The 22583-nt window shown below is 42.9% G+C and carries 17 protein-coding genes and 2 pseudogenes; 3 read left to right on the top strand and 16 right to left on the bottom strand.

Annotated features, from left to right (window positions below; translation table 11 throughout):
• Positions 1-128 precede the first annotated feature (128 nt).
• The 9 genes from recG to celB all read right to left on the bottom strand — a co-directional run bounded on the left by recG (position 129) and on the right by celB (position 11843).
• Positions 129-2144, bottom strand: a complete 2016-nt coding sequence (gene recG, locus G573_RS0103260) for an ATP-dependent DNA helicase RecG (RefSeq protein ID WP_027975373.1) — start codon at positions 2142-2144, stop codon at positions 129-131.
• A gap of 177 nt (positions 2145-2321) precedes the next feature.
• On the bottom strand, positions 2322-3437 hold the full coding sequence (gene alr / locus G573_RS0103255) for an alanine racemase (protein WP_027975372.1): 1116 nt from the start codon (positions 3435-3437) through the stop codon (positions 2322-2324).
• Positions 3434-3790: a holo-ACP synthase gene (gene acpS, locus G573_RS0103250; protein WP_027975371.1), complete on the bottom strand. Its 357-nt coding sequence runs from the start codon at positions 3788-3790 to the stop codon at positions 3434-3436. Before acpS ends, alr begins: the two co-directional genes overlap by 4 nt.
• 142 nt (positions 3791-3932) lie before the next feature.
• Positions 3933-4967, bottom strand: coding sequence for a 3-deoxy-7-phosphoheptulonate synthase (locus G573_RS0103245; protein ID WP_027975370.1), 1035 nt, complete (start codon positions 4965-4967; stop codon positions 3933-3935).
• A gap of 1 nt (position 4968) precedes the next feature.
• The gene (locus G573_RS0103240; RefSeq protein WP_027975369.1) at positions 4969-6000 is read right to left on the bottom strand and encodes a 3-deoxy-7-phosphoheptulonate synthase; all 1032 of its coding nucleotides are present in this window, start codon (positions 5998-6000) and stop codon (positions 4969-4971) included.
• A gap of 20 nt (positions 6001-6020) precedes the next feature.
• Complete coding sequence (gene secA, locus G573_RS0103235) at positions 6021-8552, bottom strand: preprotein translocase subunit SecA (RefSeq protein WP_027975368.1); 2532 nt, start codon at positions 8550-8552, stop codon at positions 6021-6023.
• 284 nt (positions 8553-8836) lie between these two features.
• Positions 8837-9787: a mannose-6-phosphate isomerase, class I gene (gene manA, locus G573_RS0103230; RefSeq protein ID WP_027975367.1), complete on the bottom strand. Its 951-nt coding sequence runs from the start codon at positions 9785-9787 to the stop codon at positions 8837-8839.
• 27 nt (positions 9788-9814) lie between these two features.
• Complete coding sequence (locus G573_RS0103225; RefSeq protein ID WP_027975366.1) at positions 9815-10540, bottom strand: GntR family transcriptional regulator; 726 nt, start codon at positions 10538-10540, stop codon at positions 9815-9817.
• A gap of 34 nt (positions 10541-10574) precedes the next feature.
• A complete protein-coding gene (gene celB / locus G573_RS0103220) occupies positions 10575-11843 on the bottom strand; it encodes a PTS cellobiose transporter subunit IIC (protein ID WP_027975365.1) in 1269 nt (422 codons plus the stop codon).
• A 150-nt stretch (positions 11844-11993) separates the two neighbouring features.
• Between celB and G573_RS0103215 the strand changes: the two genes are divergently transcribed.
• Entirely contained in the window at positions 11994-13391 is a 1398-nt protein-coding gene (locus G573_RS0103215) for a glycoside hydrolase family 1 protein (protein ID WP_027975364.1), read from the top strand.
• Positions 13392-13749: 358 nt separating this feature from the next.
• On the opposite strand, the gene scrK is transcribed toward G573_RS0103215, so the two are convergent.
• The 3 genes and pseudogenes from scrK to G573_RS0103205 all read right to left on the bottom strand — a co-directional run.
• On the bottom strand, positions 13750-14631 hold the full coding sequence (scrK, locus tag G573_RS0103210; RefSeq protein ID WP_027975363.1) for a fructokinase ScrK: 882 nt from the start codon (positions 14629-14631) through the stop codon (positions 13750-13752).
• A gap of 190 nt (positions 14632-14821) precedes the next feature.
• Positions 14822-15256: pseudogene (locus G573_RS11760) on the bottom strand (PTS sugar transporter subunit IIA); the annotation flags it as partial.
• A gap of 87 nt (positions 15257-15343) precedes the next feature.
• A pseudogene (locus G573_RS0103205) lies at positions 15344-16729 on the bottom strand (sucrose-specific PTS transporter subunit IIBC); the annotation flags it as partial.
• A 192-nt stretch (positions 16730-16921) separates the two neighbouring features.
• Between G573_RS0103205 and G573_RS0103200 the strand changes: the two are divergent.
• A complete protein-coding gene (locus G573_RS0103200) occupies positions 16922-18361 on the top strand; it encodes a sucrose-6-phosphate hydrolase (RefSeq protein ID WP_027975361.1) in 1440 nt (479 codons plus the stop codon).
• Positions 18362-18364: 3 nt separating this feature from the next.
• The gene (locus G573_RS0103195) at positions 18365-19330 is read left to right on the top strand and encodes a LacI family DNA-binding transcriptional regulator (RefSeq protein ID WP_027975360.1); all 966 of its coding nucleotides are present in this window, start codon (positions 18365-18367) and stop codon (positions 19328-19330) included.
• 241 nt (positions 19331-19571) lie between these two features.
• Here the strand turns inward: G573_RS0103195 and G573_RS0103185 are convergent, their stop codons facing one another.
• From G573_RS0103185 to efp, 4 genes are all read right to left on the bottom strand, one after another.
• Entirely contained in the window at positions 19572-21032 is a 1461-nt protein-coding gene (locus G573_RS0103185) for a glycoside hydrolase family 32 protein (protein WP_027975359.1), read from the bottom strand.
• A gap of 136 nt (positions 21033-21168) precedes the next feature.
• Entirely contained in the window at positions 21169-21597 is a 429-nt protein-coding gene (gene nusB / locus G573_RS0103180) for a transcription antitermination factor NusB (protein ID WP_027975358.1), read from the bottom strand.
• Complete coding sequence (locus tag G573_RS0103175; RefSeq protein ID WP_027975357.1) at positions 21590-21979, bottom strand: Asp23/Gls24 family envelope stress response protein; 390 nt, start codon at positions 21977-21979, stop codon at positions 21590-21592. The genes nusB and G573_RS0103175 overlap by 8 nt, the downstream gene beginning before the upstream one ends.
• Before the next feature lie 41 nt (positions 21980-22020).
• Entirely contained in the window at positions 22021-22581 is a 561-nt protein-coding gene (gene efp, locus G573_RS0103170; RefSeq protein WP_027975356.1) for an elongation factor P, read from the bottom strand.
• Positions 22582-22583 lie beyond the last annotated feature (2 nt).

Raw genomic sequence — 22583 nt, 5'->3', positions numbered from 1 at the left:
ACAGCAAAGACAGGTCTAGACGAAAACAAAGTGCATTTGGCAGTCTTCCCTGCAGTTTTGAGCCTTTGAAAATATGAAATTTACTTGCTTTTTAATAATAAGGCTTGCAAAAAGATACGGTCTAACCCTCAGTCAAGAATTTCTTTCTTTTTTAGATTTTGAACCAGCAGACTCCATCTTTGATCTTTTTGCCAATCTTTAGCAGCGACAATTTGTGCCGCAACCTTTCTGGCTTCCTCCAAAATGGGATAATCTTCCACAATATCGGCCACCTGAAACTCCGGAATACCTGACTGACGGGTTCCAAAAATCTCACCGGAACCGCGCATTTTTAAATCTTCCTCAGCCAAGAGAAAGCCGTCTGTCGTTTCAGTCATAATCCGCATGCGATCCCGGCCGGCATCTGTTTTGGGATTGGCTACTAAAATAGCATAAGACTGTTTATCCCCGCGGCCGACACGCCCGCGCAGCTGGTGCAGCTGACTGAGCCCAAAGCGATCGGCATCCATAATGATCATGATGGTGGCATTGGGAACATTGACACCGACTTCGATGACCGTTGTCGATACTAAAATATCAACCGCTCCCTTTTTAAAGGCCTGCATAATCGCTTCTTTTTCGTCATTTTTCATGCGGCCATGCATCAAAGCAACAGCTGCACTGTCCGCAAAATAATCTTTTAATTCTTTTTCTAAGGCACTGGCATTTTTTAAATCAAGACTTTCAGATTCTTCAATCAAGGGAGAAACGACATAAATCTGTGCGCCGTTTTTAATCTGATCTTTGACCCAAGACAAAACCTGATCCAGCTGCTCGTGCTTGACCCAACGCGTTTTAATCGGTTTGCGGCCTTTTGGCATTTCGTCAATAACAGAAACGTCCATTTCCCCAAAAGCGGTGATGGCTAAGGTTCTTGGGATAGGTGTTGCAGTCATCATGAGAACATCAGGATTCTCTCCTTTTTCGCGGAAAAGACGCCTTTGCTTTACTCCAAATCGGTGCTGCTCATCGGTAATAACCAAACCTAGCTTATGATAATCAACCCCTTCTTGAATTAAGGCGTGTGTCCCGACAATCATGTCAACAGAACCATCTGCAATGGCCGCAAGCGCTGAGCGTTTGACAGCAGCCTTCATACCCGAGGTCAAAAGAGCAATAGATAAGTCTGGAAACAAAGCGCACAGACTGTCGTAATGCTGTTCTGCTAGAATTTCAGTTGGCACCATCAGGGCAGACTGCATACCGGCCGTATAGGCTGCATACATGGCAAGACCTGCAACAACCGTTTTACCGGAACCCACATCTCCTTGCAAAAGACGGTTCATATGGGCACCGGATGCCATATCTGTCAGTATCTCTTCCAAACTGCGCTTTTGAGCATCTGTCAAAGGAAAAGGCAGCGCCGCAATTTTCATTGCCAGCTTATCTTTGTCATAGGCAATGGCTAAGCCATTTGACTCGGCCTTATTGCTGGCTTTTAAAATCTGCAGATTCACTTGAAAATAGAACAGCTCTTCAAATTTAATGCGCCGAAGGGCCTGACGGTACTCTGCCAAATCTTTGGGAAAATGCATGGCTCGCGCAGCTGTCTTTCTATCCAATAGACGGTACTTATCCAGCAAAACCTGAGGAAGATTTTCAGGCAGGCCGTCTGCATAGCCTGAGTCAAAAGCCGATCTGATAGCCTTCACCAAGGCAGCCTGTGATACGCCCTGAGCAACATGGTAAACAGGCTGCATGTCATCAGCTGCTTGAGCTAAAATTTTAATCCCTGTCAGAGAAGACTTGGCCTGATTCCATTTGCCAAAGACAGCCAATTTTTGATTGACTTCTACCTTATCCTGCAAGTAGGGCTGATTGAAAAAGGAAACAGCAATAATCGCTTCTCCCTGCTTGATTTTAAAAGATAGGCGGTTGCGCTTAAAGCCATAATACTGAACGTTTGGCGGGGTGACTGCCGTTCCTGTGACAACTGCTTTTTCACCGTCCAGCAGGTCAAAAACAGATTTTGCCTTAAAATCTTCATAACGGAAAGGATAATAAAGCAGCAGATCTTCGATGGTATAAATGCCTAATTTATGAAATTTTTCTGCAGACTTAGGACCTAAACCCTTTAAAACTGCAATTGATGATTGTAAGTCCATAAGCACCCTTTCAATAACTTTTTTACTATTATAACAAAAGCAGCCGACTTTCGACAGACACAAGGCAACTCTTTGATAAGACATAAAAAAGCAGGAGCATCTGCATGACTGCACAGCGCATGCCTACTCCCAAGCTTTTTTATTGTGTAACGCTTGCCATCAAGCAATTAGACAAAGCTAATTGTCGGTATCGTTGTATTTTCTGGGGACACGGTCACTGATTAAGCAGAGAACCTCATAATTAATAGTTCCTTTTTTGTCAGCAACATCAGTCGCTGAAATAGCCTGACCGCCATCTTGACCAATCAGCGTGACCTTTGTACCTAAAGGATAGGCTTTAGGCAGACGTACTGTAATTTGGTCCATAGACACACGTCCGACAATTTCACAATACTCGCCATCTATCAGAACGTTAAAACCTTGAAGGTCTCTTGTCCAGCCATCGGCATAACCGATAGGCACTGTACCAATCACTTCATTTTGATGAGCCGTATAGGTGGCGCCATAACCGATAGTGTCTCCGGCATTGACCTCTTTCACTTGAACCAAAAGCGATGTCAATTCTAGCGCAGGTTTGAGCGGATAGGGCAGCTCAAGTGCTTGACCGCTTGGATTCAGACCGTACATTACAATTCCCAGGCGAACAGCACTCATCACGGTAGTGCTGTGCCAAATGCTGGCAGCCGAATTGGAGGCATGGACAAGGGGAGGCCTGCTGTCCAGCCCTTCAACAATTTCCTCAAAGGTTTGCAGCTGCTGATCAAATTTGACAGCGGAAGCTTCGTCAGCTGTCGCAAAATGGGTAAAAATGCCTCCAACCAAAGCGCCCGCTTCCTGCAAACCAGCAATAAGCTGATTCGCTTCTGCCAAGCTTCTGACACCGATTCTACCCATGCCGGAGTCGACTTTAATATGCACCGACAGCCCTTGTAAATCAATCTTTTTAGCCCTAGCTTCCTGCAGCCACTCGCGATCAGCTACCGTAATAGTAATTCCTTCTCGTTTAGCCAGAACGATTTCATCTGGCAAAATAACGCCTAAAATCAGAATGAAATCTTTCAAACCGGCCTGACGCAGCTCCAAAGCCTCATCTAAATTGGATACACAAAAGCCATCTACCTGATTTTGAATAGCTTGAGCCACCTGCACAGCACCGTGGCCGTAAGCGTTAGCCTTGACAACCGCAAAGGTTTTAATATCTTTCTTGATATGGCTTTGCACCTGTTTGATATTAAAGGCAATGTTGTCTAAGTTAATATGAGCAGTTGTTGGACGATGATAGCTGGCAATCATGATTCTTCCTCCAAAATGACACTGGCCTCGACAAAGTTCCCAGAATGAGAGATGCTGATAAAGATATTGCCGGAAAAAGGCGCCTTGGTAAAGATTGGCGCTCCTTTTTCATTGGATAAAACTTCCAAATCCTGAAAACGCAAGTTACCGATACCGCTGCCGTAAGCTTTTGAAAAAGCCTCCTTAGCAGCCCAGCGACCGGCCAAGTACTCAAACCTGCGTTTGTCGGCAAGCTTCGAAAATACTTCTAATTCTTTAGCTGTCAGCACCTTGTCAGCGAAGCGGCTGTTTTTTTGATAGGCCTGCTGGACAGCACCTATATCTTGCAAATCAATTCCGTGTCCTATTATCATAATATCTTTCTAAAAGAGACCAAGACACGGTCTCAATCTCTTATCTTTATCAGGTTTACTATGCGGCGGGGTGAGCTCTGGCAAGCTCCCTTAATTTTTCATGAGATTTTTCACAGCCTTTGCTTGAAATCAGCTGAACCGTTTATTGTTCTTTTAAGGTATTGTAGATTTCATGCACCAATTGTTCGGTCTTATCCCAACCCAGACACGGATCGGTGATAGATTTCCCGAAGACTTCCGGTTCGTCCTGACGCCCGTCTTCCAAGTAAGACTCGATCATAAAGCCGCGAACGTATTTATTGATTTTGTCATTCCAATCACGGTTAACCAAACTATGGCGAATAATTCTGACCTGCTCCAAATAATTTTTCCCTGAATTATCATGATTGGTATCAATGATAATGAAAGGATTGGCCAGCTCCATGTCCTCGTACTTCTGAATAAGCTTTAAAAGGATATCATAGTAATAATTGGGCTCATATTCACCGTGTTCATTGCTGCCGCCGCGCAGGATGACATGGGCTAAGGGATTGCCGTCAGTCTCCACTTCGGCACTATTGTAAATAAAGTTTTGTGAATTCTGAGCTGCATGGATAGCATTCAGCATCACCTGAAGGTTGCCTGAGGTGGGATTTTTCATACCAACCGGAGCATCAATTCCCGAAGCCACAAAGCGGTGTTCCTGATCTTCAACCGAACGGGCACCGACAGCATGGTAGGAAACCAAATCATCAACTAAGATAAGGTTGGAAGGATAGAGCATTTCATCTGCCGTTGTCAGCCCCGTCTCAGTAATGACGCGGTAATGAAGATTGCGGACTGCATGAATCCCGTTAATAAGATCGGGCAGCTTGGAACTGTTAGGCTGATGGATAAGTCCCTTGTAGCCGTCGCCGTTAGTCCGGGGTTTCGCTGTGTAAACACGCATGACGATAAAGATATGGTCTTTAACCGCTTCCTGCAGCCTGGCTAAGCGATGAGCGTATTCCAGCACCGCTTCTTCATTATCTGATGAACAAGGACCGATAACCAGAAGAATGCGCTTGTCTTCTCCCTTGATAATCTTAGCCAATTCAGCGTCACGCGCCTGCTTTCTGGCTAAATCCCGGTCTTTTAACTGTGTATCTGCTTTAATTTTAGAAATATCTATGGTTGTACTTTTTTGATGAATGCCCATTTTACTTTCCTAAGGTATCGTAAATTTCGTGAACTAATTGTTCAGTGCTGTCCCAGCCCAAACATGGATCAGTAATGGATTTTCCGAAAACTTCCGGTTCATCCTGACGCCCGTCTTCCAAGTAAGATTCGATCATAAAGCCGCGAACGTATTTATTGATTTTGTCATTCCAGTCACGGTTAATCAGGGTCTGGCGAACAATTCTAACCTGCTCTAAATACTGTTTTCCTGAATTGTCATGATTGGTATCAATAACGATGAACGGGTTTTCAAGCCCCATTTGTTCATATTGTTCAATGGTATCCAGAAGGTTGTCGTAGTAATAATTTGGAATGTTTTTACCGTATTCATTAACACCGCCGCGCAGGATAGCATGCGCTAAAGGATTGCCGCTGGTTTCAACTTCTTCGCTGTTGAAAAGGAAAGACTGCTTGTTTTGAGCCGCATAAATACCATTAAACATGATATTTAAATTACCCGAAGTCGGATTTTTCATTCCTGTCGGAACGCTAATCCCGGAAGCAACAAAGCGGTGCTGCTGATCTTCAACTGAACGGGCACCGACAGCTATGTAAGACACTAAATCTTCTATCAAAGGCAGATTTTCCGGATAAAGCATTTCATCAGCCGTTGTCATCCCTGTTTCCGTGATTACACGGTAATGAAGATTGCGAACAGCCGTAATCCCGTTAATCAGACTTGGCGCCTCTTCTGTATTGGGCTGATGTACCATTCCTTTGTAGCCGTCACCGTTGGTGCGAGGTTTAGCCGTATAGACACGCATCACCATAAACACACGGTCCTTGACTTCTTCCTGCAGCTTTGCTAAGCGCTTAGCATACTCAAGAACAGCTTCTTCGTTATCTGACGAACAAGGTCCGATGACCAAAAGCAGACGGTCATCTTCGCCCTTAATAATCGCTTCCAACTCGCGGTCGCGAGCTTCTTTTTGAGCCAAAGACGCACCTGTCAGCTTTGACAGGTTGCGGACTTCGTCAACATTAATTTTATCACTGGTTGCTTTAAACGACATCTTCTTATCCTCACTAATTTTTAAAATTGTTTGCGGCCGTGACAATTTTTAAATTTCTTGCCTGAACCGCACGGACATTTATCATTGCGGCCAACTCCTTTAAAAATAGGATTTTGCTGAGCCGCTGCTCTAGCTGTTCTAGACTGAGCTGAAATATTTTTCTCAGCAGTTGTCGTACGTTCTGCTTCTTTTTCGCGTTCTTGCTCATGAATTTGTGCTTTCATCATGGTACGGGTCACATCGAATTCAATGGCACCAATCATGTCCTGGAACATTCTAAAGCCTTCTGACTGATATTCAACAATGGGGTTATTTTGCGCATAGCCACGCAGGCCGACTGAACTTCTAAGCTGATCCAAAGCATCGATATGATCCGTCCACTTATTGTCAACGACCATAAGGATAAGCACCTTTTGGAATTCCCGAATAGCTTCTTCATCACGCAATTTTGCAATCTGACGGTCGTAGTTTTTAAGGGCTGCATCGTAGAGCAGATCCTTAATATCATCATATTTCAGATCTTCTATATCGTGTAAGCTGATTGAATCTTCCGGCAGCAGATTGGTTTTGGCAAAGGTAAGAATGGCCTCAAGGCTTTCCTTACGGTCCAAGCGGCTGTGAGCCTCTACTGTGCGTTCAATCGTCCGCTTAATCATGGCTTTAATTTCCGGAGCAAGGTCTCGCTCAGCGGTAATGACATCATAGCGTTCTGCATAGATAATCTCACGCTGCTCGCGCATGACATCATCGTATTGAAGGACTTGTTTACGGGTATCATAGTTATTTCCTTCAACCCGTTTTTGAGCCGATTCAACCTGATTAGTCAGCATACGTGACTTGATAACGACATCGCTGTCTTCCTCAATAAAGCGATCAAGAATGGCCTTGATACGTTCAGAGCCAAAGCGGCGCATCAGTTCATCTTCAAGGGAAAGGTAAAATTGTGACTCACCCGGATCTCCCTGGCGTCCTGAACGTCCGCGCAGCTGGTTATCAATCCGGCGGCTTTCATGGCGTTCTGTACCGATAACACAAAGACCGCCGAGCTCACGCACACCTTCACCAAGCTTAATATCTGTTCCGCGTCCGGCCATATTGGTTGCAATGGTAACTGCACCGCGCTGACCGGCATTCATGATAATCTGAGCTTCTTTAAAGTGATTTTTAGCATTAAGAACTTCGTGAGGAACTCCTGCCTGAACCAGCATTTTGGAAATGAGGTCTGACGTTTCAACCGCAACAGTACCGACCAAAACCGGCTGTCCCTTCTCATGGCGGTCTTTCACATCATCAATAACTGCCTTAAATTTAGACTCAAGCGTCGGATAGAGCAGGTCGTGGTGATCAATCCGAGCTACCGGACGGTTCGTCGGAATCGGAATGACACGCATGTTGTAGATTTCGCGGAATTCCTCTTCTTCTGTCTTAGCCGTACCGGTCATACCTGCCAGCTTTTTGTACATCCGGAACATATTTTGGTAAGTAATAGAAGCGCTGGTCTTTGATTCGTCCTGAATGGACACCCCTTCTTTGGCTTCGATTGCCTGATGAAGTCCGTCAGAAAAACGGCGCCCTTCCATGGTACGTCCGGTAAATTGGTCAACAATCAGAATTTCCTGATCCTCACTGACCACATAGTCAATATCAAGCAGCATGATATAGTTAGCACGCAGAGCATTGTCAATATAGTGAGTCAGAGCAACGTTTTCAATATCATAGAGATTGTCTAAATGGAAATAAGCTTCTGCTTTATCAATCCCAGAGTCCTTAAGCCCAATTGTTTTCGTCGGCGTATCAATCGCATAATCGTCTTCTGTCAGCGTCTTTACAAAACTGTCTGCACGGTAATAGAGCTGGTTGGTTTCTGTGCTGACAGGCCCTGAAACAATAAGCGGCGTTCTGGCTTCGTCAATCAAAACGGAGTCAACCTCATCCACAAGCGCAAAATTAAGCGGCCGCTGTACCATATTTTCCTTGCGAACCACCATATTATCACGCAGGTAATCAAAACCGATCTCAGCGTTGGTCGAATAAGTAATATCACAGTTGTAGGCATCACGCTTTTCTGATGATGATTTGGCTGCCAGATTGATTCCGACAGACAGGCCCAGCCATGAATAAAGCTCACCCATTTCAGTAGCATCACGCGTTGCCAAGTATTCATTGACTGTGACAACATGAACGCCTTCGCCGGCAAGTGCGTTGAGGTAAACAGGCATAGTTGCTGTCAGGGTTTTTCCTTCACCGGTCTTCATTTCAGGAATATCGCCGTGGTGAAGAACCACTCCGCCCATAATTTGAACGTGATAAGGATAAAGACCTAAAACACGTCTTGAAGCCTCACGAACAACAGCAAAAGCCTCAGGAAGAAGATCATCTAACGATTCGCCGTTCTGGTAGCGCTGCTTAAATTCTTCTGTTTTAGCTTGGAGTTCCTCATCTGCAAGAGCCTCCATTTCATCAGCATAACTTTCAACTTTTTTTGCTATTTTTGCTAATTTTCTTACTTCGCCTTTATCATTCTCAATGATAGTGCGTAGAATATTTGCCATCTTTAATCCTTTCGATAGTATTATCGTCCTATTTTATCATAAATACAGCTCATATTCAAGAATTCCTGTGACCTGTCAAAACCTCATAAGAAGCTGGAAGACAGGTCTCTTTTATCCTAAAAATCAGCTGTTTGACATATCGGAAAATCTCAATATAACTAAAATTTTACAAATACAGAAGAAAATGCATTCCCAAAACATGAAAATGCACTTCCTTCGTATTTTTATATTTCTGAATTTTATCGCACCGACAAACACTCACTTTCGATCTAACAGTCTTATCTTTAGTGTTCATTGGGATGGCTGGCAATTATGGTCAGACTTCCTGTCAATTCCCATGTTTTGACATCACTTGGCAGTATAAAATGATCTCCTTTTTTAAGTGGATAAGTCTTCTTGTCAACTGTGATGCCGCCTTCTCCATCCAGTACACTAAGCAAGAGATAAGGAGCCGTCTGCCGCATCTTAACAGAGCCTTTTACCTCCCATTTATACACCGCAAAAAAGGAACTTGAAACCAAGAGAGTGGATTCTATGTTTTCCAGAGCCAGACTGACGGGAGTCGAGTTGGCAGGAGCACCAATCGTTAAAACGTCAATAGATGCCTCAATATGGAGCTCCCGCTTTTGTCCTTTATCATCTTTCCGATCAAAATCATAAACACGGTAAGTGGTATCACTGGACTGCTGGGTCTCCAAAATCATAATTCCCTTGCCAATCGCATGCATCGTACCGCTCGGAACATAAAAGAAATCCCCGGCTTTTACCGGAATGCGCGTTAGAAGCCGATCCCATTTTTCTGACGCTATCAAATCCCGCAGTTCTTCCTTCGACCGGGCATTATGGCCATAAATAATTTCTGCTCCTTCATCAGCGGAAATAACATACCAGCACTCAGTTTTTCCTAGCTCTCCTTCATGCTCCAAAGCATACTTGTCATCCGGATGAACCTGAACACTCAGCCAATCGTTAGCATCTAAAATCTTAGTCAACAGCGGAAAAACAGGGCTCTTGCTTTGGCCAAATAATTCTCTGTGCTCGGCATAGAGCTGATCAAGCGGAACTCCCTTATAAAGACCGTTTTTAACAATCGAAACTCCGTTGGGATGAGCTGAAATCGCCCAATATTCACCGGTTGTCCTACTGGGAATATCGTAGCCAAATTCTGTTTTCAAACGATTGCCGCCCCAGATTTTTTCATGCATTTGTGATTGTAAAAATAAAGGTTCTGCCATTAGTTCTCCTTTTTGTCACTTACTCTGCTAATTGTTTTTAACATCCAACAAAGAATAACCTCTTGTATCAAAGCGATTACGGCTGCGAGAATATTCAATCGGCCGCCCATTTTCAAGATAAACCACCTGCTCAACCTGCAAAACAGGATCTTCCTTTTGACAGTCCAAATAATCTTTATCGTAACTGTCTGGTTTCTCAGCTGTAATATGGCGATAAGAACCAGCAAATTTCAATCCTAAACGATGCCACAAATAATCATAAATGGATGTCAGTAAAACAGCATCATCCAGACCAGGCACTAAATCACAGGGCATGTAGGTATGTTCTAAGGCATATGGTTTTCCGTCCAGCAAACGCAAGCGAATAATTTTATAAACAGGAGCAGCGAGTTCAATTTGCAAGCGTTCAGCTATTTCTTTACTGGGAAATTCAACAGAAAATTCAATTATGCGACTGGTTAATGTTCTGGGATCGTCTTTTAAATCATAAGTCAATCCGTTGTAATTATTCAGACGAAATTTAGAGTCTTCCTTATTCCAGAATGACGAGTTTAGAATTTTCGTCCCATTCCCTTGTTTTGAAAAAACCAGCCCTTCAATCGCTAACAGCTCAACAGCTTTTTTTACCGTCATACGGCTGACCCCAAATTCCTTAGCCAAATCTGCTTGGATTGGCAGCATAGAATTTACCGGGTAAGTCCCATCAGAAATCCTACCGCGAAGAATGCCTGCAATTTCTTCGTATTTTGGCATAGACTGCTCCTGTTCCTTGTGTATTTACGATTAATTATAACGCAGAGTCAGGCTGTTTGTCCAGCACACGCAGGAAAGGATACCATAGAAAACCAACAATAAACATATCAATGATTTGTAAAATACCTCCCAAAATGGAATTGGTAGCTAACATACCGCTAAAGAATACAGGAACCGTCCAAGGTACTGAAACACCTGTTGGAGCAGGAACAAGACCAACAGCCATGACGGAATAGTTAAAAGCAGTAACAATAATCGGCGCAAGAACCCAAGGAATTAAAATAGTCGCATTTAAAACAATAGGCAAACCGAAAATCACAGGTTCATTGACATTAAAGATACCGGCACCTAATGCTAAGCGTCCAACATCGCGGTACAGTTTTTTCTTAAGAACAAAGGCCATTATGATGACCACCGCCAAAGTCATGCCTGACCCTCCCAAACCGACAGTAAATGTTTCCATGAAAGGCTTGGAAATGATATGCGGTAAGTGACTGCCATCTTTATAGGCTTCCAAATTGTCTAACATCAATGTGTTCCAGATAGGATCCATTACAGAATTCACAAGAATCTGACCGTGAAGACCGAAGAACCATAAAAACTGTATAAAGAAAATAGCAATCAAAGTCGCCCAAATGCTGCTGCCAAGCCCGACAAGAGGAGCTTGAATCACCTCGTAAATGACATCATGAAGATTGGTCTTTAAAATACCAGTTACTGCAGCATTAACAAGCAAGAAGACAGACAAGGTCAAAATAGCAGGAATCAAGGCAGCAAAAGATTTTGCAACAGCCGGCGGCACACTGTCAGGCATTTTAATCTGCCACCCTTTTTTCGTTGTTCGGCAGTAAATTTCTGCTGCTAAAAAAGCAACAATCATTCCCAAGAACATCCCTTTAGCCCCCAAGCGGTCCAAGCTCAATACACCTGAAACGGACTTCCCGTTGTCTAAAGTCACATAAAATGGTGTTAAAAGCAAGAAACTCGCAAAAGAAACTGCTCCGCCAAAAATACCTTCAACATCATAGGATTGAGATAAATAATAGCCGATACCAAACGTTACAAATACAGTCATAATAGACATCGTAGCATTTTGACCGCTGCCTAATAATCCTGTCAGCATCGTTTTGGTACTGTCATCAAAGAAGGGAAGATTCGTTATAACGACAACAATAGACCCAAACATTGTCAAAGGAAAGGCCAGCATAAAAGCATCCCGCAAAATTCCCAAGTACCTATTTGAACCTAGTTTGTTTGCCAAAGGCAAAAGTTTGTCACTGATAGCATCTAGAACTTTGTTCATAGCAGCTCCTCTTTTCTTTTTATTTGATTTTTGCACTACAAATATATAATATTTTTATTTAAAAGTCTAGTCTTTTTTAAAAAAGAATTGTTCTTTTTTAAAAAATGATATACAATTATAGAGAAATAAACTACTGATAAGGAGAATACAATGACTGTTTACAGATTTCCAAAGGATTTTTTCTGGGGGAGTGCATCCAGCGGCCCGCAAACAGAAGGGCGTTTTAACAATGACGGAAAAGGCGACAATATCTGGGATTACTGGTATCGGCAAGAACCCGATAAATTTTTTAACCAAGTAGGTCCAGATAAGGCTTCATATGGTTATATTCACTACAAAGAAGATATTCAGCTAATGAAAAAGACCGGGCATAATTCTTTTAGAACATCTATTCAATGGAGCCGCCTTATCCCTGATGGTGTCGGCAGTATAAATCAAAAAGCAGTCGCATTTTACAACGACTTCATTGATGAATTAATTGCAAATGGCATCGAACCTTTCATTAATCTTTATCATTTTGATATGCCCGTGGCACTGCAGGAAGAAGGAGGGTGGCTCAGCCGTAAAACAATTGATGCCTACGTTTATTTTGCCCAAACATGCTTTCAGCTTTTCGGCGACCGTGTCAAGTACTGGTTTACTCATAATGAGCCCATCGTTCCTGCCGAAGGAGGTTATCTTTATCAGTTTCATTATCCCAATGAACAAAACCTTAAGCATGCTGTCCAAGTAGCCTTCAATGAAGCTTTAGCCAGTGCCAGAGCTATCGAGAAATACCATCAGACACAGGATGGAAAAATCGGGATTATTCTTAATGTAACACCTACTTATCCACGTGATAAAAATAATCCCGAGGATGTTAAGGCTGCAAGCATTGCCGACGCCTTTTTTAACCGTTCATTTTTGGATCCGGCTATTAAAGGACAATTTCCAAAAGATTTAGTCACTATTATCAAAGAGCTTGATATGATTCCTCATCATACCGCAGCTGATCTGGAGGTTATCAGCAAAAATACAATTGACTTTTTAGGAGTCAACTACTATCAGCCACGGCGAGTTCAGGCTAAGGAGAAAGCTATTGGCAAAACTGCAAATCAGCCCATGCCTGAGGACTACTTTGACTATTACGATATGCCCGGTAAAAAAATGAATCCTTACCGCGGCTGGGAAATTTATGAAAAGGGAATCTATGATATCATGATAACTATCCGCGATGACTACGGAAATATTCCATGTTTTATTTCCGAAAACGGTATGGGGGTTGAAGGCGAGGAGCGTTATGTCAACAAAGACGGACAAATTGAAGATGATTACCGCATCGAATTTATCAAAGGGCACCTTCGCTATCTTCACCAAGCCATAGAAGAAGGCGCCAACTGCCTAGGTTATCATTTATGGACTTTTATGGACAACTGGTCTTGGACCAATGCCTATAAAAATCGTTACGGATTAATCGCGGTTAATCTTGATAAACAAGGAGAGCGTACTATTAAAAAATCTGGATATTTCTTCAAAGAATTATCTAAATACAACGGCTTTGAAGATTAATCAATCAACAAAAAAGACAAAGATCCATGGTTGAAATCAACCATGGATTTCAGGTTGTAGACAAACTCTCAAAACTAAATTCTCTCTAAAATTTCATCATAGAATAATATTACTTTTCATTTTTGTAAAATGATATAGAGACAATCAAAGCCTAACCTGATACTTTCCGATGTAGCAAAAGAGGCAGAAACTCACTGTTTCTGCCTCTCGGAGATTTTGAGACCCAGACTCAAAATCTAGGTATGGAATTCCGAAGGAAGTCGCTACCGTCCGTGCTACCTAAGGAAAGTATCATAACAAAATATTACTTTTTGAAAAAATAGACTTTTTCTTCAGTCTGAAATTTTATATAAATCATTTATTTTTTAGTAATTTTTTTCGCCAGAGCAAAATTTCCCAATGTCGCAGAACCGTTATCAGCAACTGCCGGTGTGACGATGTAATCTTTAACATCAGGCACTGGAAGATAGTCATTAAGCAAGGCCGTAAATTTTTCACGGACCCGGCGCAGCATATGTTCCTGAGCCATGACACCGCCGCCAAAAACGATAACCTGCGGCCGGTAAAGCATTGTCGCCTGAATAGCAGCCTGAGCAATATAGTAAGCTTGAATATCCCAAACATCTGAATTTTGCTCAATCAGTTCCCCGCGAATACCAGTTCTGGCTTCAAGACTGGGACCTGCAGCCAGACCTTCCAGACAGCCCCTATGAAAAGGGCAGACACCGTAAAAATCGTTAGCTGCATCGCTTGGATGAAGAGCCATATAAGTATGTCCTGCTTCTGTGTGTCCGACACCGCCGATAAATTCACCGTTTTGGATAGCTCCTGCTCCGATACCGGTACCGATTGTGTAGTAGACCAAGCTTTTCACCTTAGGGCGAGCAACGGTTTCCCCGTAGGCAGAAGAATTAACATCCGTTGTAAAGTAAAAAGGAATCTTAAAATCTTTGGACATCAAACCTACCAAATCAACATTGGCCCAGTTAGGTTTGGGGGTTGACGTAATATAACCGTAAGTTTCTGAATTTGGATCAATGTCAATAGGCCCAAAAGAACCGATTGCTATCCCGGCCAAATCTGCTTCGAATTTTTTGAAAAAGTCAACAGTCTTTTCAATCGTTTCGTAAGGAGTTGTTGTTGGAAATTGAACTTTTTCAACGATCTGAAAATTGTCATCGCCAACTGCACAGACAAATTTTGTTCCGCCAGCTTCCACGCTGCCATATAATTTAGACATAGTAAACCTCGAATCTTTTTTGCTTCAATATCCGGTAGTTACCCTTGCTTGCAAGAGCATAATTTTATAGGAAACTACTTTTCATTATACCATAAATAAAGGGTCTGTTAAGAAAGAATCCTGCTTTTAATGCTGCATAATAAAAATAAAAGCTGAGGCTAGATGTGTGTACTAACCTCAGCAAAATCTGTTATTTTTTAACTTCCAGCAAGTCATCGCCAACAGCCACTGTTCCTGAGGCAACAGGTGAAACTGAAGCATAATCTGCCGTGTTAGTAATGATAAACATGGTTGTGTCATCAAGACCGGCTTGTGCAATCTTAGCACTGTCAAATGTTCCCAGAACATCGCCTTTTTTCACTTTTTGGTCAGCTTTTACTTTTTGATCAAAGCCGTCACCATTCATAGATACTGTATCAATACCGATATGAATCAGGATTTCTGCTCCCTTGTCGGTCTTAATACCGTAGGCATGGCCTGTGTCAAATGCGATTTGAATTGTACCGTCAGCTGGTGCATAAACAGCGTTGCCGCTAGGTTTGATGGCAACACCTTTACCCATTGCTTCGCTGGAGAATACCGGATCTTTTACTGATTTCAGATCCACAACTTCACCGGCAAGAGGTGCGCTGAGGACATCATCAGTCACTTCAACAGGAGTTTCTGCTGCGGCTTTTGTTTCTTCTGTTTCCTTTACAGTTTCTTCTGCTTGTTCTTCTTCATCTTCATAACCAAAGAAGTAAGTCAAAGCAAAACCAAGCGCTGTTGTTACCAATACCATGATAACATACTTAAGAATCTGTCCATTCAAGTAAAGGAGGGAACCCGGAATGATTGTAATACCAAAACCTGTTCCGGCAAGGTTGAATAATGATGCCAGCCAGCCGCCGAAAGCACCTGCGACAAGCCCTAAGATAAATGGTTTACCAAAACGTAAGTTTACACCAAAGATTGCTGGTTCAGTGATTCCCAAACCTGCTGATAAAGCTGCCGGGAAGGCAAGGGCTTTTAATTTAGCAGATTTTGTTTTCACACCGACTGCAAGTGTTGCGCCGGCCTGTGCAGTCATCGCTGCTGTAATAATAGCGTTAAATGGGTCTTTTCCGTCTGCCGCAATCAATTGTGATTCAAGCAAGTTGAAAATGTGGTGAACACCGGTCACAACGACCAATTGATGGAGTCCTCCGAGTATCAAACCTGACAAACCAAGCGGTAAATGTAAGAGGAACTTCGTAGCAGCAAGGACATAGTCTTCAACTGAGTGGAAGACAGGGCCGATAACAAAGAGTGCAAGAGCAGACATGACTGTAAATGTCACAAACGGCACTACCAATAAATCAAGTACGTCCGGAACTTTTTTGTGCAGCCATTTTTCAAATTTAGCACCCAGCAGACCAACGAAGAAAGCCGGCAATACAGAGTTTTGATAACCAACTACCGGAATAAAGCCGAAGTACATGATAGGTTTAGCTGCATTAGAGGCAACATCCCAAGCATTTGGCAAAGCTGAGTTAACCATCATTAAACCGAGTACCAAACCAATAACCGGATTCCCGCCAAACACACGAAAGGCAGACCAGGAAATTAAGGCTGGAAAGAAGGCAAAGGCCGTATCAGTCAAGACTACCGTATAAGTATAGAAATTCGATGCTGAAAAAGCTTTTGATGTAGTGCCGAATAATCCTAAGATTGTGTCGTTATTGATGGCACCGCGGACACCCATAAAAAGACCTGTAGCAACGATAGCCGGCAAAAGCGGTACGAAGACATCACCAAAAGTCCGAATAGCGCGCTGGAAGGCATTTCCTTCTTTAGCGGCTTGAGCTTTTTGTTCTCCGGTTGAAGAGGTAGGCAAGCCAAGTGATACCACTTCATCGTAAATCTTGTTAACAGTACCTGTTCCGAAGATGATTTGATATTGACCGGAATTAAAGAAGGCTCCTTGAACTTTTTCGATGCTCTCAGCCTTTTTTTTGTCAATTTTATCCTCATCAACAACCATTACACGAAGCCTGGTAGCACAGTGAGCAACGCTGCGTACGTTGTCCCGTCCTCCTAAGGCCTCAATGACTTCTTTTGCAATTTGTGTATTATCCATTTGCAAAAAACTCCTTTGATATTTTGTTATGTTTTTTGAAAGCGTTTTTTTACTTCCCACGCTTTATATTTTATCATTTTTTTATAATATGTCAATCGTTTTACAGAAAAAAGTTAGTTTTTGCGTTAAAATATTGATTTTTAAGAAGAAAACGTCTAGTATAATAGTATAGAATTATATGATGGAGGCACTATGGCATTAACAACAGAACAAAAGTATAAACCATATGATAAATGGACAAAGGAAGAGGTTCAGAAAATCAAAGACAATGCTGCACGTTCTCCTTGGCATACAGTATTTCATGTTGAACCGGCCTATGGTCTTCTCAATGATCCCAACGGCTTCTCCTACTTCAAAGGAAAATGGCAGCTGTTCTATCAGTACTTCCCTTTTGGAGCAGCTCACGGTCTCAAATCTTGGGTACAGACAGAGTCAACCGACTTAATCCATTTTAAAGAAACAGGAACAATCTTATATCCGGATACTTCTCTGGACAGCCACGGCATGTACTCGGGCTCTGCCATGCAGTTTGGCGATAAGCTGTTCATCTTTTATACAGGCAATGTCCGCGATGAAAACTGGGTGCGGCATACTTATCAAAACGGCGGTCTGCTGGACAGCAGCGGACATTTAGAAAAAGTCCCTCAAACGCTGATTGCTAAGCCAGACGATGTTACCGAACATTTTCGCGACCCGCAGATTTTCTTCTACAAAGGCGACTACTACGCTATTATCGGTGCCCAAAGTCTGGATAAAAAAGGATTTATCAAGCTTTATAAGGCACTGAACAATAGTTATAAAAAATGGACCTTTGTCGGAGATTTGGATTTTGACAATGATGCCACCTCTTACATGATTGAATGCCCCAATCTGGTTTTTGTAGATGACCAGCCGGTTCTTCTTTACTGTCCTCAAGGGCTTGACAAAAAGGTCATTGATTACGACAACATTTATCCAAACATGTATAAGATAGGTCAAACGTTTGACACAGAAAAAGCGGCTCTGGTCAATCCTTCCGAGATTCATAATTTAGATTATGGCTTTGAAGTCTATGCAACTCAGGCCTTCAACGCTCCTAACGGCAGAGCCTTGTCTATCAGCTGGATCGGACTTCCTGATGTGGAATACCCGACCGATAAGTATGATTATCAGGGAGCTATGAGCCTGGTTAAAGAACTGACGATTAAAGACGGAAAACTCTACCAGTATCCTGTCGATACTGTTACTGCCCTTCGTCAGGAAGAACAGAACTTCACCAATATGAGCTCAACCAACAATACTTATGAGCTGGAGCTGACTTTTGATAAGGACAGCCGCAGTGAAATTATCTTATTTGCTGATCAAGACAGCAAAGGCTTATCAATAGTTGTTGATACCAAAAAAGGGGAAATTCTGCTGGATCGCTCTCAGGCAGGAGAACAGTACGCTCTTGAATACGGCACAACCCGTTCCTGTACAATTGATAACAAAACAACGACCGCCAATATTTTCATTGATAAGTCCATTTTTGAAATTTTCATCAATAAGGGGGAAAAAGTATTTACAGGCCGCGTTTTCCCGCATGCAGACCAGACCGGTATTGCTATCAAACAAGGGCAGCCAGCCGGTAAGTACTTTGAATTAGACTATTAGATTATGGTTACAAAATTAACAGATGTTGCAGAATTAGCGGGCGTCAGTCCTACTACTGTTTCCCGCGTGATTAATAAAAAAGGCTATCTTTCCAAAAAAACCATTCAAAAGGTTAATGAGGCCATGCGTGAACTGGGCTACAAGCCCAATAATCTTGCCAGAAGTTTGCAGGGCAAATCCTCTAAGCTGGTTGGCCTCATTTTCCCCAATATCAGCCATATCTTTTATGCCGAATTAATTGAGCATTTAGAACGCGAGCTGTTTGATAAGGGTTACAAGACCATTATCTGCAACAGCGAACACGATTCTGACAAGGAACGTGAATATCTGGAAATGCTGGAAGCCAATCAGGTGGATGGCATTATCTCCGGCAGCCATAATTTAGGAATTACTGATTATGACCGCGTCACTGCTCCTATTATTTCCTTTGACCGCAACCTATCCCCTAATATTCCTGTTGTTTCATCCGATAATTTTCAAGGCGGCGTTCTGGCTGCTCACAGCTTGAAGGAAGCCGGCTGCAAGCGCATTGTCATGATTACCGGCAACGATGACAGCTGCTCGCCTACAGCCCTGCGCCGCACAGGCTTCAATTCTGTTCTGCCTGACGCTTATTTCATTAACGTTTCCAGCGACTATTCCCCTGTCCGCAAGGAGATGGAAATCAAAACGATTCTTGAGCGCTTTCATCCAGATGGAATTTTCACATCTGACGATCTGACAGCTATGCTGGTTATGAAAGTGGCCAATGAATCACAGATTAAGATTCCTCAAGACTTAAAATTAATCGGCTACGACGGCACTGCCTTTATTGAAAATTACCTGCCGCAGCTGACGACTATTAAACAGCCGATCCATGATATTGCTCAGCTGACTGTCGAATTGCTGCTTAAAAAAATCGCCGGACAAACGCTAAGTGACAAAGAGCATAAACTCCCCATCACTTTAATATCTGGCAGAAGTATTTAAAAACTCGCCCAATATTCCTGTTTTGGAATAAGCTCTTGGCGCAGTGGTTGGGAGTAAGACTTGTTGGCTAAGCCAACTTAGTCTTACCCCTGCACAGTTCATTAGGTGCTTTAGCACCAATGAACCACTGCTGGCTGGCTTTCCTTTTGCCACAAGGCCAAAGCGGAAAACCTAGCCAACTGTGCGGGGGTGGGAAGACGAACTCTTTTGTCATTTGTTGAGTTCTTTCCCACTCCCTTTTCTAAACAACAAAATCATCTGACACTGCCTGTTTTAGCAGCCAGCCTTTAAGCTCAAGATGAGAATCCGCAGCATAGTACTTTTCTGCCGCTGTCGGATAAAGATGAGAGGTAAAGGTTGCCTGACCGTCATTGATAAACAGCTCAACAGAGCTCTTGTCAATATAGACAGCAAGTTTCGTCAGCTCATCCTCCATGGGAATCGTCAAACATTCTCCAAGCTCTGCATTGAAATGCTGATCCATCTGACTGCGGTCAACTGTACAAAGCTTTGTTTTACTGTCATAAGAAATGCGAAAACCGCCGCTGCCATCTTTCTTGCTGAACAGCCGCAAGTCAAAATCCTGTTTCCGAGCGTTCAGCACCTCTAATTCACAAACTCTGGGCAGCTCCTTATCCAAAGTCAGCGGCTGCTTACGAAGTGAAGCCATGCCCTCTATAGGACGCTGAATCAACCGGTTATTAACCAGACGCAGTTCACGCGGCAGGGTCAGACTGCCCTCCCAATCTTCTGCTTCCGTCGGGTAGTGATTATCCGGCAGCCCCATCCAAGCCGTTAAAATAGCCCTATCAGAATCCTTTACCCCAGCTGCAAACTGCGCTGCATAAAAGTCAAAGCCATAATCCAGATGGCGGTAGTCTCCTTCTGCTGTGAAGGTTAAGTTCTGATAATCCATTTTCCCAAGTAAATAGACATTATGATTAGTATTTTGATTACGATGCGGCAAGGTTGTGTACTGAGGTGAAAAAACTAAGACATCCTTGCCGGAAATGCGTTCAATGGACGGGCACTCCCACATGCCGCCCAAGTTTTCAAATCCCGGAACCTGCAGTTCACCGGCAAAGGTCCAGCCTTCCAGCAAAGAATCCGAGCTGTAAATTAAAACCTTGCCCTTAAGGTCCTTGGATTGGGCACCCAGAAGAATGTAATATTTTTGTGTTTCTTCATCATAAACAACTTTAGGGTCACGCTGGTGCTCTGTATAATTTTCATGAGGCCCAAAAAGAGGCTGAGGGGCTTTCACCAATTCGCCGGAATCTTCCAGCTTGGCAACACAGGTATAAGGTGTCCGCACCCAATTGTCATCACGATGATTGCCTGTATAAAAAAGATAGAGATCCTCCCCTGTTGAAAAACCTGAGCCTGAATGCACTCCTTTATTATCGTAAAAAGAATCCGGATAAATGCCGACACCGCGGTTTTCCCAATGAACCAAATCCTTTGATACCGTATGATACCAGTATTTTAAGCCATGTACAGCACCCCAGGGACACCACTGGTAAAAAAGATGCCAGATACCCTTATGATAGACAAAACCGTTGGGATCACTTGATAAGCCTGTAATCGGCTGTAGGTGATAGGTTTGTCTGTAATCAGACTTTTTGATGGCCTCATAAAGCCCGCGAATATCATCTGCACTCTGCAGTACACGGTAGCGCTCTTCCCGCGTCCATTCTTTCATTTTCTTCTCCTTTGATTCAAACAGATACTTTCATTATAGCGTATGCGCTTTCATTTTTCAAACTCTTCTTTTCACATAAAAAAGCCCGGCTGATTTTTTGAGCTTTAGCAGCAGCAAAAAATTTCAGGTCGGGCTTCTATTTTTTCTCAGCAATAAACTGACTTAAGACACCATTAATAAACTTGCTGGATTTGTCATCGGAATATTTCTTTGAAATTTCAATGATTTCATTGAGAGCAACACGTTCCGGTGTTTCCTCATAATATTTAATTTCATATAAACCCAGCCGCAGCAAGTTTTTATCAACCAGCGTCAGGCGGGAAAGCGTCCAGCCTGATTTAAGATGCTGGGAAATGCTTTTATCCAGCTCTTCTTTGCAGTCAGATACCCCCTGAACCAAGGCCAGCAGGAACAAAGGCAAATCGGCTTCTTCCTCCTCAGTCTTGTCATAGGTATAGGCAAAATCAGCAGCTTTAAGGCTGTCGCCGCCGAATTCCAAAGAAAAGAGTGCCTGAAAGGCACGTTCACGCAGATCACGTCTCGAATCACTAAACACACTAGCCATCAAGGAAATCCTCATCAAACAGGGTTTTCATATCAGGTTTTGGTGTTTTTTCAGGAACAATACCAACAACATGGACATTAACAGCTGAAAGACTGACTTCTGCCATATCATAAACAGCCGCCTTGACCGCCTGCTGAATTTCGATAGAAACTGCCGGTACATTGACCCCGTACTGCAGATAGACATAAATATCAGCGTTAACGGTACCGTCTTCTTCTGTCTGAAGATAAACGCCCCGTCCATGAGCAACCTTGCTGAAACTGTCAGCTACTGTTTTATTATGAAGTGAGTGGACACCTTCAACCTTAGTGGTAGCGATGCCTGTAATCACTTCAAGCACACGTGGAGAAATAACAATTTCTCCGATCATTTCATTTGCCATCATGCGATCCTTTCTAATAAAGTCTACAAATCCGGCTTTGTTTAAGCACGAGAAACGTAAGTACCTTCTGCTGTATTAATGATCAGTTTTTGACCGACTTCAATGAAGTCCGGCACATTAACAACAAGACCTGTCTCAAGAGTTGCAGGCTTACCTGAACCTGTTACAGTTGCACCCTTGATAGATGGCTGTGTATCAGTAACCGTCAGCTCAACAGTTGTCGGGATGGTAACCCCGATAACTTCTGTACCGTAGAATTGAATTTTTACTTCTGAATTTTCTAAAATGAACTTCAATTCTTCTGCTACATTGGCAACCGGAATTTCATACTGCTCATAGTTTTCTGTATCCATGAAATAAGCTGTATCATCCATTTGATAAAGGTATTGAGCAGGACGTGTTTCGATGATAGCCTGTTCAAATTTTTCTTCCGGACGGTAAGTTGTATCAAATGTTGAACCCGTACGGACATCACGCAGTTTCATGCGCATAACGGTGTTTCCTTTACCTGGTTTATGATGGCTAGCTTCAAGCACTTTAATCAATTTACCATCATTGGTCTCAAAAGTCATGCCAGCCTTGAGCTTACTTGCTTCAATCATGT

The sequence above is a fragment of the Streptococcus devriesei DSM 19639 genome (assembly GCF_000423725.1).
GTDB lineage: Bacteria > Bacillota > Bacilli > Lactobacillales > Streptococcaceae > Streptococcus > Streptococcus devriesei.
The sequence above is the reverse complement of the archived record's forward strand: the minus strand, read 5'-3'. Positions and strand labels throughout refer to the sequence as shown.

Coding starts and splice junctions, on each gene's coding strand:
- recG (WP_027975373.1), bottom strand. CDS start 2,144: ATGGACTTACAATCATCAATTGCAGTTTTAAAGGGTTTAGGTCCTAAG.
- alr (WP_027975372.1), bottom strand. CDS start 3,437: ATGATTGCCAGCTATCATCGTCCAACAACTGCTCATATTAACTTAGAC.
- acpS (WP_027975371.1), bottom strand. CDS start 3,790: ATGATAATAGGACACGGAATTGATTTGCAAGATATAGGTGCTGTCCAG.
- G573_RS0103245 (WP_027975370.1), bottom strand. CDS start 4,967: ATGGGCATTCATCAAAAAAGTACAACCATAGATATTTCTAAAATTAAA.
- G573_RS0103240 (WP_027975369.1), bottom strand. CDS start 6,000: ATGTCGTTTAAAGCAACCAGTGATAAAATTAATGTTGACGAAGTCCGC.
- secA (WP_027975368.1), bottom strand. CDS start 8,552: ATGGCAAATATTCTACGCACTATCATTGAGAATGATAAAGGCGAAGTA.
- manA (WP_027975367.1), bottom strand. CDS start 9,787: ATGGCAGAACCTTTATTTTTACAATCACAAATGCATGAAAAAATCTGG.
- G573_RS0103225 (WP_027975366.1), bottom strand. CDS start 10,540: ATGCCAAAATACGAAGAAATTGCAGGCATTCTTCGCGGTAGGATTTCT.
- celB (WP_027975365.1), bottom strand. CDS start 11,843: ATGAACAAAGTTCTAGATGCTATCAGTGACAAACTTTTGCCTTTGGCA.
- G573_RS0103215 (WP_027975364.1), top strand. CDS start 11,994: ATGACTGTTTACAGATTTCCAAAGGATTTTTTCTGGGGGAGTGCATCC.
- scrK (WP_027975363.1), bottom strand. CDS start 14,631: ATGTCTAAATTATATGGCAGCGTGGAAGCTGGCGGAACAAAATTTGTC.
- G573_RS0103200 (WP_027975361.1), top strand. CDS start 16,922: ATGGCATTAACAACAGAACAAAAGTATAAACCATATGATAAATGGACA.
- G573_RS0103195 (WP_027975360.1), top strand. CDS start 18,365: ATGGTTACAAAATTAACAGATGTTGCAGAATTAGCGGGCGTCAGTCCT.
- G573_RS0103185 (WP_027975359.1), bottom strand. CDS start 21,032: ATGAAAGAATGGACGCGGGAAGAGCGCTACCGTGTACTGCAGAGTGCA.
- nusB (WP_027975358.1), bottom strand. CDS start 21,597: ATGGCTAGTGTGTTTAGTGATTCGAGACGTGATCTGCGTGAACGTGCC.
- G573_RS0103175 (WP_027975357.1), bottom strand. CDS start 21,979: ATGGCAAATGAAATGATCGGAGAAATTGTTATTTCTCCACGTGTGCTT.
- efp (WP_027975356.1), bottom strand. CDS start 22,581: ATGATTGAAGCAAGTAAGCTCAAGGCTGGCATGACTTTTGAGACCAAT.